10 protein-coding genes are annotated in these 11129 nt (G+C 58.6%); 8 read left to right on the plus strand and 2 right to left on the minus strand.

The genetic code is table 11. From position 1 onward, the window contains the following. Positions 1–3: 3 nt before the first annotated feature. Positions 4–1077, minus strand: coding sequence for a recombinase RecA (gene recA, locus ACEW7X_RS10720; RefSeq protein ID WP_068374759.1), 1074 nt, complete (start codon positions 1075–1077; stop codon positions 4–6). 875 nt (positions 1078–1952) lie between these two features. Here recA and ACEW7X_RS10725 point away from each other — a divergent pair. Continuing rightward, on the plus strand, positions 1953–2699 hold the full coding sequence (locus ACEW7X_RS10725; RefSeq protein WP_068374755.1) for an IclR family transcriptional regulator: 747 nt from the start codon (positions 1953–1955) through the stop codon (positions 2697–2699). 108 nt (positions 2700–2807) lie between these two features. Further along, entirely contained in the window at positions 2808–3551 is a 744-nt protein-coding gene (locus ACEW7X_RS10730) for a transporter substrate-binding domain-containing protein (RefSeq protein ID WP_068374746.1), read from the plus strand. 146 nt (positions 3552–3697) lie between these two features. Here the strand turns inward: ACEW7X_RS10730 and ACEW7X_RS10735 are convergent, their stop codons facing one another. Then, positions 3698–3910: a type II toxin-antitoxin system RelE/ParE family toxin gene (locus ACEW7X_RS10735; protein WP_420177181.1), complete on the minus strand. Its 213-nt coding sequence runs from the start codon at positions 3908–3910 to the stop codon at positions 3698–3700. Positions 3911–4152: 242 nt separating this feature from the next. Between ACEW7X_RS10735 and csx16 the strand changes: the two genes are divergently transcribed. The 6 genes from csx16 to ACEW7X_RS10765 all read left to right on the plus strand — a co-directional run bounded on the left by csx16 (position 4153) and on the right by ACEW7X_RS10765 (position 11128). Further along, positions 4153–4440: a CRISPR-associated protein Csx16 gene (gene csx16 / locus ACEW7X_RS10740; RefSeq protein WP_420177182.1), complete on the plus strand. Its 288-nt coding sequence runs from the start codon at positions 4153–4155 to the stop codon at positions 4438–4440. Positions 4441–4524: 84 nt separating this feature from the next. After that, positions 4525–5562, plus strand: coding sequence for an RAMP superfamily CRISPR-associated protein (locus ACEW7X_RS10745; protein WP_420177183.1), 1038 nt, complete (start codon positions 4525–4527; stop codon positions 5560–5562). Positions 5563–5570: 8 nt separating this feature from the next. After that, positions 5571–8666 (plus strand): type III-B CRISPR-associated protein Cas10/Cmr2, encoded by a 3096-nt coding sequence (gene cas10 / locus ACEW7X_RS10750; RefSeq protein WP_420177184.1) that lies wholly within the window; start codon positions 5571–5573, stop codon positions 8664–8666. Positions 8667–8668: 2 nt separating this feature from the next. Then, a complete protein-coding gene (locus ACEW7X_RS10755; RefSeq protein ID WP_420177185.1) occupies positions 8669–9817 on the plus strand; it encodes a type III-B CRISPR module-associated Cmr3 family protein in 1149 nt (382 codons plus the stop codon). A gap of 24 nt (positions 9818–9841) precedes the next feature. Next, positions 9842–10747 (plus strand): type III-B CRISPR module RAMP protein Cmr4, encoded by a 906-nt coding sequence (cmr4, locus tag ACEW7X_RS10760; RefSeq protein ID WP_420177186.1) that lies wholly within the window; start codon positions 9842–9844, stop codon positions 10745–10747. Between the two features lie 3 nt (positions 10748–10750). Further along, positions 10751–11128 carry a type III-B CRISPR module-associated protein Cmr5 gene (locus ACEW7X_RS10765; RefSeq protein ID WP_420177187.1) on the plus strand — a complete coding sequence of 126 codons (378 nt, stop codon included), beginning with the start codon at positions 10751–10753 and terminating at the stop codon, positions 11126–11128. Position 11129 lies beyond the last annotated feature (1 nt).

Consider the following 11129-nt stretch of genomic DNA (forward strand, 5'->3'; position numbering starts at 1 on the left):
CGCTCAGCCGGCGAAGTCGCCTTCGGGTGCGCTGTTGCTGCCTGCGGTGCTCGGGGCGCGCAGCGAAATACCCAGGCTTTCACGCACCCGGTTTTCGATCTCGATGGCTGTTTCGGGGTGTTCTTTCAGGTATTCACGGACATTGTCCTTGCCCTGGCCGATGCGTGTGCCGCTATAGCTGTACCAGGCGCCGGATTTCTCAACGATACCGGCTTGCACGCCGAGGTCGATGATTTCACCTTCGCGCGAAATACCCGAACCATACATGATGTCGAACTCGGCCTGCTTGAACGGCGGCGACACCTTGTTCTTGACGACCTTGACGCGGGTTTCATTGCCGACGACCTCATCGCCACGCTTGATCGAACCGATGCGGCGAATGTCCAGGCGCACGGACGAATAGAACTTCAACGCATTGCCGCCAGTGGTGGTTTCGGGATTGCCGAACATCACGCCGATCTTCATGCGGATCTGGTTGATGAAGATCACCATGCAATTGGTGCGCTTGATGGTGGCGGTGAGCTTGCGCAGCGCCTGGCTCATCAGGCGGGCTTGCAGGCCCGGCAGGGAGTCGCCCATATCGCCTTCGATTTCAGCCTTGGGCACCAGTGCCGCAACCGAGTCGATGACGATCAGGTCGACCGAGCCCGAACGCACCAGTGCATCGGTGATTTCCAGCGCCTGCTCACCGGTATCCGGCTGAGAAATCAGCAAGTCGGCAAGATTTACGCCCAGTTTGGAGGCATATTGCACGTCCAGCGCGTGTTCCGCGTCGATAAAGGCGCAGGTGCCGCCGATCTTCTGCATTTCAGCGATGACCTGCAAGGTCAGCGTGGTCTTGCCGGACGATTCCGGGCCGTAGATTTCCACCACACGGCCACGCGGCAGGCCACCGACGCCCAGGGCGATATCCAGCCCCAGCGAACCCGTGGACACCACCTGGATGTCATGTTCGACTTCGTTGTCGCCATAACGCATGACGGAACCCTTGCCGAACTGCTTCTCGATCTGCGACAGCGCGGCGGACAGCGCCTTGGCCTTTTCCGATGCGGCGGCCTTGCTGAGTTTGTCGTCCATGTATGAATCCTTAAGCTGAATAGATGCCCGGAAGCGGCCCGGAGCTGCTGAATTGCCTTGCGGAGCCGGCCCCGGAAACACTCCCGTCAGGGGCATTCCGGTAACACGGCCACCCGGCAGCCGGGTGGCTTTCATGCTCCGCCGGCATCCAGGTACCGTCGGCATTATGGCATCAGATTATACTGTACAAAAAACCAGCATGACAAATCCGCCACACCGATCAAGGCTTCCCCGGCCATGTCCACGCCGGTTGCTGACCTTTCCTGACAGTCCCGGCCGGCATCCCGGCCATCCCCTTACACTGCCGTCGCCCGTCCCAGGTGATTGAAAACCGGTGAAATCAGCGCAGTGAATTATTCAGGACTCTGTCAGACCAGAGCGACTAGACTGGCTTCCATGATGGCGGACACCGGTTCCCCCGCATGAACGGATCAGCCCCCCTGAACCTCATGTCCGGTACCGCTTCATCGCTGGCGCCGTGCCCCCGCGAGCAATTCGCACGACGCCGAGCGTTCCCCAACGGCCTGGTCCTTGACCAGGCCGTTTTTTTGTCGCCGGGCCGCCCCAAGACAAAAATGCCCCCTTGGGGGGCAGCAAGCCGAAGGCGCAGCGTGGGGGTCTTTTTTATTTCTCTGATTCCTTGTTTCAGCCCTTCGCGCAGCGCCGAGCCACCAATCGCGGGGACGACGCTGCATGCCCCCGTTTGCCTGGCACGGAAAAACTGTCTGCCCAAGGCCTGCAAAGTGAAGAACCCAACAAGCAGTTGCAAGAAAACATTCGGGGTTTTCCCTTTTGATTCTCAAAATATGGGAATAATTTCGAAGAAAAAAGCCACAAATTGATAATCTTTGTGCCATCAACCAGCTTGGAACTCGATGGTGACAACAGATCAATCCGTCGGGGCGGGCGCTGATCGTGTGCTGTATGTCCTGGCCACGCTAGCACGGCACGACGCCCCCCTCAGTATTGCCGCCCTGGCCGAACAGACCGGTCTGGCTCAAAGTACGCTTTACCGGCAAATCGCCCTGCTCAAGCGCTGGGGATTTGTCGCAGAACATGAAGGCGAATACGGGCCTGGACCGCTGAGCGTGCAGCTCGCCTGGGGATTCGACCAATCTTCCTACCTGATCCAAGAAGCGCAGCTCGATATGGAAGCCCTGGCTGCGGCATCAGGCGAGACCGTCGGGCTGCTGGTCACGGTGAAGGACCAGGCCGTGTGCCTGGATATGGTCGAAAGCCAGCACCCGCTGCGCTGCTCCTTCACGAAAGGACGCGGCCTGCCGCTGACGCGCGGCGCATCTGCCAAATCCCTGCTGGCCTTTATGTCGACAGCGCGCCAGCAGGCGGCACTGGCCTATCTGGCCCGCGAACCGGGTGTCGACACTACACGCCTGGCCAGTGAACTGAATGCCATCCGTGCGCAAGGATATGCGGTCACCGATAGCGAGGTCGATTCCGGCGTCTGGGGTGTGGGCGTACCCATTTTCCAGCGGCCGACACAGGCCGTCGCGTCGATCACCTTGATGGCGCCGTCCACACGTGCCTCCAAACGCCCCCAGGCCCTGATCGAGATGACCTTAGCCGCCGCCAGGCGCATTTCCGCCCGCCTGCAACAACGCTGACACCCTTGCCCGCACGCATCCTTTCCCCTGGCCCTAAAAATTTTCCCTGTCTTTTTTATTGCCCCGATACGCATTCCTTCCTCCGCACCCACTCTCTTAGGATTGACCATGACGACACGTCGCACATTGCTAACCGCCGCCCTGACCCTGAGTCTGGCCTGGAGCGCAGGCTCAGCACACGCGCAGGAAACCCTGCGCGCAGTCACTGATGCCACCTTCCCTCCGATGGAATTCGTCAAGGATGGCCAGCGCACCGGTTTCGATATCGAACTGGTTGAAGCACTGGCCAATGCCATGGGCAAGAAAGTGGAGTGGATAGACATAGACTTCAAGGGCCTGATCCCGGCCCTGCAGGCTGGCCGCGCCGATATCGCCATTTCCGCCATTTACATCACGCCTGAGCGCGCCAAGGTCGTGGACTTCACCGACCCCTACTATGCCGGCGGCCTTGCCGTGCTGACGAAAAAGGACGGCCCGGTGCATGCCTTGCAGGACCTGGATGGCCGCAGGGTTTCGGTGCAGGTTGGTACTAAGTCGGTCAATTACCTTAAGGAACACTACCCGGCCATCCGTCGCGTGGAGGTCGAGAAAAATCAGGAAATGTTCAACCTGGTGCAGATCGGCCGTGCCGACGCTGCCGTGACGGGCAAGCCGGCCGCCAAGCTGTTTGCCCAGAGCTCGCCCGACATGAAGGTGCTGGACGAACAGATCACCACCGAGGAATACGGCATTGCCGTGAGCAAAGGCAAGCCGGAACTCACCCAGGCGCTGAACGCCGCGCTGCAGCAACTCAAGGCTGACGGCAGCTACCAGGCCATCGTCAACAAGTGGTTCGAGGCACCCGCACAATGAACCTGGACTTTTCTCCCGTTTTCGCTGATTTCAACGAGTTGCTCAGCGGCGGCATGTGTCACTGTCAGCCCCAGCGGCAAGAGCCACATTTCAGAGAGTGTTTCGCCCGGATGGGGCGGGTTATGCATACGCATGATCAATCTCCATCAGTGGTAGTCCAGATAATCCACAACATGGGCGTCACCATTCTCGAACTTGAAAATGACACGCCAATTAGCTTGCACGATTACGGCCCAATATTCGCGCAATCCCCCCTTGAGCCGTTGCGTCGCTTGCAGGCTCCGCCATCGCGTGCTTGCCACTTTCGACCGAAAGACAAATGCGGAACCAATGGCTGGACGCCCTCTGGCCTCTACCATGCCATTTCCCTTGGCGCATTGGCGGTTACATGATGATATGTACCGGTAATGGCAAGCTTGCCAAGCAGCATATCAACCATACCGCGAGCCATAATTTCGTCATCAAGCTTCCCTCACTGGAATCCCATGAACGAAACCCTAATCAAAACGCTGGCAGAGGCCGCATCCAAGCTCCCGGTCGAAAAATTGGCCATCCTTGCCATTGTGGCCATCGCTGTTTTCCACAAAAGAGCCGGAGCGTAATGCGTTGGCTAGTCACGCGTCATGCAGGCGCACTTGCATGGGCGCAACAATCGAACATCGCTTTTGAGCGGCATGTAACGCATCTGGAGCCCGAGCATCTTATGCCGGGTGACATCGTGATTGGCTCCTTGCCCGTTCACATGGCAGCCGAGGTATGCGCCCGTGGCGGTCGCTATTTTCATCTGACCCTGCATCTTTCTCAGGAAGACAGGGGGCAGGAATTATCGGCAGATACGCTTTTTTGCAAGGCCGCACAGCTGGAAGAGTTTTTGGTCTTGCGCAGGTAAGCGGGTTGCGTTAATTATTTAGAAAATATTAATTATATATGTTCATAATATATGACACAGCCAACAGGATACATACCGCACACTATGAAAATACTTCGTTACCGCCTTGATTTCCAGACACCCGCTTTCCTGGGAAATGCTCGCCAACAGGCGCAATGGCGCACTCCTCCGCTCAAGGCCCTGCTGCGGCAATGGTGGCGAGTCGCCTATGCTGCAAACAGGCAATACCACGTCGATATCAAGACAATGCGGCAACAAGAGGCTGAGCTGTTCGGCAGCGCAAACGACGATCTCGTCAACAAAAGCAAACTTCGTCTACGTTTGAGCCATTGGAATGAAGGCAATCCGCAGGTACCGTGGCCCCAGTTCGCCGCCGTGCGACATCCGGAAGTGAATCGCCCGATAAGCGCCGACTTGTATCTTGGCTACGGCCCTGTGATGCTACCCAAAGGCAGCAACAGGCCTACACTCAAGGCCAATGCGGCGCTTCAACCGACAGACCACGCCCTCTTATCCCTGGCCTGCCCCGAAGAGTCTGCCCCGCTGATCGAACAGGCGTTGTACTGCATCGACCAATTCGCTGCCGTTGGCGGACGCAGCCGCAACGGCTGGGGTTCGCTGCATCTGGCCCCTCTGGAAGGCACCGCCCCACTGCAAGGCACGATACCGTTGCGCGACTGGCAGCAGGCATTGATGCTGGACTGGCCTCACGCCATCGGACAAGACCAGCAAGGCGCGCTCATCTGGCAAACACAACCCTTCAATGATTGGAAATCACTGATGGAATCGCTGGCCCATCTGAAAATTGGCTTGCGAACGCAGTTTCGGCTCACAACAGGCAAGAATGCCCTGCATTCAGAAGATCGGCATTGGCTCAGCTACCCCATTACCAACCACAGCGTGAAGGAATGGGGTGGCAACGCCCGCTTGCCCAATAGCCTGCGTTTCAAGATAAGGCCCAGCCCTACCCACCCCAGTCAATGCGTAGGGGTGATTTTCCATATGCCCTGCCTGCCGCCACCCGCCTTCAGGCCCGAAGCCTCCACCATCATCCGCGTCTGGCAACGCGTCCATCCGTTTCTGGATGACCCCGCCCAAGAGCTTGATCGTATTTCTGCCTGAGATTCATCATGACTACCGACAATACCCTCTGGCAAACCAAACTTGCCGCTCGCTTGCACGACCCTGTCGAAAAAGCAATGGTTCTGCTGCGCGACCCTGCTGGCCATGAAAACGGCACCAGCCTTGCCCTGGCCCGTCTGCTGGGCTTGCATGAAATTGGCACCGACACCCTCGACCCGGATAACGACGCTGCGCTGGTACAGACTGCTTTCAAGAAGAGCATGCCATCCAGTATGTATCGCCATGTACAACGCGCCGACTGGTGGGCCGCTGCGGCCGATCGTCCGCAGTGGCCGATGGAACAGACAACGGTTCCCACCAAGGACGGCAAGACAAAAACCTTCCAGGTCGCCAACTGGGCCCAGGTTCGCTGGACCAATACCCCCACCCTGATTCACCCCCTGACGGGTGACAGGCTGGAACTGCAACAGCTATCCGATACTGACTTCAAGGACATCAAACAACGCAGCTTCGATCATCATGCCCATTTGCTGCAATCACTGCATCGGCAACATCCTGACCAGGATCTGAACTGGCGCAAGGCATTGCTGACGCTATGGCGCTTTGCTCCTGAGCTATCCGAGGATGCCGACAACGGCAAACTGGGTGAATTATGGAAACTGCTGCCCGCCGACACCCGCATCCCTGATCATTCCATCTGGGATCACCTTGACCTGACCAGTGCCTTCGCCGGTGCTTTCGCTGCCGACCCCAACCACGATGCGGCACTGCTCAGCCTGTCCATTGGCCCGGTGCAGCCCTTCATTGCCGCCGCGCGCAAAATGGAAGACCTCTGGGCCGGTTCGCATCTGCTCGCACGCCTGTCGTGGGAAGCCATGCGTGTGGTGTGTGAACGCCTGGGGCCAGATGCCATTCTTTTTCCCCGCCTGCGCGGCATCCCGCAAGTCGATCTGTGGCTGCGCGACACTTGCGGCCTGCCCAACGAGTTATTCCAGGCATGTGAATGGAATCAGGGCAGTACCGACAGCAACCCATTGTTTGCCGCTGCGCTGCCCAACCGCTTCGTCGCCATCGTTCCTGCCAGTCAGGCTGCAGCGTTGGCAGACGCCGTGGCAAGCGCCGTACGCGAGTGGCTGCAGACAAAAGGCGATGAGATCATCAACCGTCTCTTGCAAGTGGCAGGATTGACGCAAGATAACGAACAATACTGCCACCGGCAGATGCGCGAACAACTGGCAGGTTTTCCCGAAGTGCATTGGGCTGCCGTACCGTTTTCACTGATTCACTGCCAGGACGAAAAAAAACAGCGCAACCTTGACACCACCTTGCTGTCCGAAACCATGCGTCCGTTCTTCGATGGTGACGGCGAACCCGGTTTTCTTGCCAGCCCTGCGTGGCAAGTGCTGCGCCAGGACATAAGCTGGCATGACAACACCACCTTCTTCGCTCCCAACCCCGGCGCGCTTTACCCTGCTGTGCACGACCTGGCCGAACGTGCCCTGGCTGCCGCCAAAGCGTTACGTCCCTTTAAACAAAATGAACAGACGGGCTGGCGATGCAGCCTGACCGGTGAAACCGAGTGGCTGACCACCGACGCGGCGCAGTTGCAACTACCTGCCGGGCAGCGCCGCAGCTGCCACGACAAGAACTTCAAAGAGGGGCAGCATCAAGAAACCCTCTGGACCAGAATTGCCGATGCCAAACCTGCCTGGGCAAAACCAGGAGAACACCTGGGCGCCCTTCCCGCCGTCAAACGTCTTTGGCCCACACTATTCGCAGAAGAGGTCGCCAATGCGCTCGGTAAAAAAGACATCGGCCGATTCGTGATCTCCACCCATACCATGGCACTGGCGCATCAGATCGACCAATGGCTGGCGCACGGCGGTTTGTTCACGCCTGGCCTGAGCGCGTGGCAAGATCGCTACAAGACACGCCTGGAACGCGCGGCATTGCCGCCCAGGTTGTTGCAGCGCCATTACCGAACAAACACCGAGGCTCTCAAGGACGCTGCCCAGTTGCCTGCCCTGCTGGACTGGGCCAATGAAGGCGGCCTTGATGAAAGCGAAGCCAGCGCAATCCGTCGTGCAGTACGCCAGACACTGGCAGGCAGCAAAGACAGTGAATCGGATGATGCCCTGGAAACCTATTACAGCCTGCTGCTGATGGACGGAGACCGCTTGGGCGCCTGGCTGGCTGGCGAGACATCCGAGGGCAAGGATTACGCCATCAGCTACCGTAGTAGCTTTCACCCCAGAATACATGTCGGATTCGACGAACATGCTGCCCGGCAGCCGCGCATTCAAGCGTATGGCCAACAAAACCGTGCGCTGTCACCCAACCGGCACCTGGCCATTTCTGGTGCGCTCAATGATTTTTCGCTGACGGTCGTGCGCCATGTCATCGAACACGAGCACCTTGGCCGCCTGATCTATGCCGGCGGTGATGATGTCTTTGCCATGCTGCCCGTGGCCGACCTGCTGTCGTCCATGCTGCGGCTGCGCCAGGTGTACGCGGGTATCTCCCCAGCAGAGAATGACATGGACTGGGGATCACTGAAAAAAGACACTCTCGTTTGCAAGAACGGCTTTGCCTATCTGAATGGCCGGCTCATGCGGATGATGGGCCGACAGGCCACTGCCTCTTGCGGTGCCGTCATTGCGCATCATCAGGCGCCATTATCCGCCGTACGCCGTGAACTGCATGCCGCCGAACAACGCGCCAAGAACGACGGAGGTCGTGACGCCTTCTCTCTGACCATCATCAAACGATCGGGAGGCGCGTTGCGCCTGACAGCCAAATGGGGCGAACCTATTTCGCTGTTGCAAGATCTGCGCAGCTTCCTGGCCGCAGAGGGTGTATCGCGCCGCGCCGCCTACCATACCCTGCAATGGCTGGATGCCAACGAACTGCCCCAGCCCATCAACAAAGAAATGCTGCAAACATTGTTGGCGTTCCAATTCAGGCGTCAATCCCAGAAGTCGGCGCAACAAACACACGAACTGGATCGACTCGCGCACCGCCTTGCAGAGCAAGCCTTGCAGCAAGAACGGCCCCCCGAGACAAATAGCCAAGCCATCACCTGGCTGCGCAACTTCATCAGCGTGGCAGAGTTCCTTGCCCGCGAAGTCCGTCACGAGATTTAAGCATGATTCCATCCGACACCATTTCCCGCTTTCTGGAACCGCTGGACGTCTTGTTTCTGCGCGGCAATCAACTATTCGGCGACCCCGGCAGCTATGGCGAGGCCCTGATCCCCCCCTGGCCATCGGTTGCTGCCGGCGCCATTCGCACACGCATTCTGACAGATGCCGGTATTGATCCAGTCGCTTTTGGCAAAGGACAGCTGCCTCACCCTGAATTGGGTACGCCCGAATGTCCTGGCAGCTTTATGTTACGCGCGTTCAACCTGGCTCGACTTCGAGATGGAAAAATCGAAATCCTGCTGCCCCCCCCTTCAGATCTGGCCCTGCACGCCACGAAAGGCATGGTGCGGGCACAACGCCTGGTTCCCACCAAACTTCATCCCGCCTTGCGCACGTCCAGCCCGTTGCCGTTATTGCCGGTACTGGCACAATCTGCACGCAGCAAGACCATCAACGGTTGGTGGCTGCGCCAGTCAGGTTGGCAGAAGTATCTGGCCGGACACACACCTGACGGCACGGATTTTGTCAGAACCAGCGACCTATGGAGCCTGGACGAGCGCGTGGGCGTAGGCTTGGCTGACGCCACGCGTAGCGCTGATGATGGCAAACTGTTCACCAGCCGTGCCATTGCCCTGAAAGATAATGTCGGCTTCATCGCTGCCGTGGCAGGGGCAACCTTGCCTGACCATGGCATGCTGCGATTTGGCGGTGACGGTCGAGCCGCCACGATTCGCCCTGCTACCATCGACTGGCCACACGCCGACTATGCCGCCATAACCGCCAGCAGTCGCTGCCGACTGGTGCTTACCAGCCCTGGAATTTTTACCCAAGGCTGGCTACCCAACGGGTTCATTGCGGATGGCAGCACTTACCGCTTTGACCTGGGCGACGTTCAAGGCCGCCTGGTAGCAGCCAGCGTCACACGCAATGAAGTTGTCTCTGGCTGGAACCTGGCCGGCACACAGGGCAAGGGGCAGCCCAAACCCGCACAGCGTGTCGCGCCAGCCGGCAGCGTGTATTGGCTGGATGAACTCCAGGCAAGCCCGGACGCCCTGCGCAAGCTTGCCGCGAACGGCTTGTGGCGCAATCCCTGCGAAGATGCGCAACGCCATGCCGAAGGCTTCAACCGCTTCAGCCTTGCCCTGTATTGATTATAGACACCAAGAAGGAACCCCATGTTCGAGAAAACCGCCGCTGTCTTTCTTTACGCTGTCAGCCCCGTTCATATGGGTGCCGGCCAAGCCGTCGATGTCATCGACAACCCCATCCAACGAGAACGCCACACCCAGCACCCGTGCTTTGCCGGATCAGGCATCAAAGGCGCAATCCGGCATAGCTACACGGCACTGGGAGGCAATCAGGCGGACATCACCCGCCTGCTGGGGCCGGACTCCGGCAGCAATCAGCTGCATGCCGGCGCTGTCAGCATTGGTGATGCGCAACTGGTGGCACTGCCTGTGCGCAGCCTGAAGGGCGGCTATGTTCACGTCACCTGCCCTCAGGCTCTGGCACGCGCACAACGGTTATTGCAATTGACCGGAACACCTGGTTTGCAATGGCCCGCCGTACAAGTGGATGATGGCAACTGCCTGTTTGCAAACCCGTCCCTGCTTTCAGGCGATAAAAACAACAAACTACACCTGGAAACCTTTGAATACAGTGCCCACGCATCCGAACCGCTGGCGCAGATCGCAGCCGACCTTGCTCAACGGGCCCTGCCCGACAGCGCAGCGCACCAGTTCTTCCGTGAAAAACTGGCCCATGACCTGATTCTGCTGTCTGACACAGACTTTGGCTACTTCGCCAAGCATGCCATGCTGGTTGAGCCGCATGTGCGCATCAATGAAAAAACGGGTACAGCAGATGACGGCGGGCTGTTCTATACCGAAAACCTGCCGCCAGAATCTCTGCTGATTGCGCCATTTTTGACCAGCCAGACCCGTACCGGAAAGTCGGAAGACCATCTGACGGCTGAAGAAGTCTTTACTCGTATTCAACCCCTGCTGCACGGCAAGCTGTTGCAGGTCGGTGGCGATGCCACGACAGGGCGCGGCCTGCTGATCGCCAAGGTAGAGGGCTAAGCCATGAATCCCCAAAAAAATACACCCACACTGGAACAGCAGCGTGCCCAGCATGCCTGGGATTGCTGCGCCCAGTACCAGAAAGAACACGTCAACGCCGCCAAGGCGTTACCCGCTCTCATTATGAACAGCGGCCTGTTGCAGGTACTGGCTTTCTGCCATGAAAAGGGCAAGGCACAGGCGCTGGTGGCAGACCATCTGCGCGATTGGCTGGCTGGGCGCTTTCCAGACACATTCAACCATGGCAAAGGGTTCCCTGCTTTCATGCAGGCGCTGATGCAGGCCAGCCCAGCGCAGTACCAGGCCATCAATGCCGAAGCCTTTGCTTGGCTCAAATGGCTGCGCCAGATGGCGGCAGCGCGCAATACCGGAGACTGCTGAC

This window comes from Kerstersia gyiorum (assembly GCF_048595715.1).
Lineage (GTDB): Bacteria > Pseudomonadota > Gammaproteobacteria > Burkholderiales > Burkholderiaceae_B > Kerstersia > Kerstersia gyiorum.

What these genes read in the sequence shown, in the direction of transcription:
- recA (WP_068374759.1), bottom strand. Translation starts at nt 1,077, where the DNA reads ATGGACGACAAACTCAGCAAGGCCGCCGCATCGGAAAAGGCCAAGGCG.
- ACEW7X_RS10725 (WP_068374755.1), top strand. Translation starts at nt 1,953, where the DNA reads ATGGTGACAACAGATCAATCCGTCGGGGCGGGCGCTGATCGTGTGCTG.
- ACEW7X_RS10730 (WP_068374746.1), top strand. Translation starts at nt 2,808, where the DNA reads ATGACGACACGTCGCACATTGCTAACCGCCGCCCTGACCCTGAGTCTG.
- ACEW7X_RS10735 (WP_420177181.1), bottom strand. Translation starts at nt 3,910, where the DNA reads ATGGTAGAGGCCAGAGGGCGTCCAGCCATTGGTTCCGCATTTGTCTTT.
- csx16 (WP_420177182.1), top strand. Translation starts at nt 4,153, where the DNA reads ATGCGTTGGCTAGTCACGCGTCATGCAGGCGCACTTGCATGGGCGCAA.
- ACEW7X_RS10745 (WP_420177183.1), top strand. Translation starts at nt 4,525, where the DNA reads ATGAAAATACTTCGTTACCGCCTTGATTTCCAGACACCCGCTTTCCTG.
- cas10 (WP_420177184.1), top strand. Translation starts at nt 5,571, where the DNA reads ATGACTACCGACAATACCCTCTGGCAAACCAAACTTGCCGCTCGCTTG.
- ACEW7X_RS10755 (WP_420177185.1), top strand. Translation starts at nt 8,669, where the DNA reads ATGATTCCATCCGACACCATTTCCCGCTTTCTGGAACCGCTGGACGTC.
- cmr4 (WP_420177186.1), top strand. Translation starts at nt 9,842, where the DNA reads ATGTTCGAGAAAACCGCCGCTGTCTTTCTTTACGCTGTCAGCCCCGTT.
- ACEW7X_RS10765 (WP_420177187.1), top strand. Translation starts at nt 10,751, where the DNA reads ATGAATCCCCAAAAAAATACACCCACACTGGAACAGCAGCGTGCCCAG.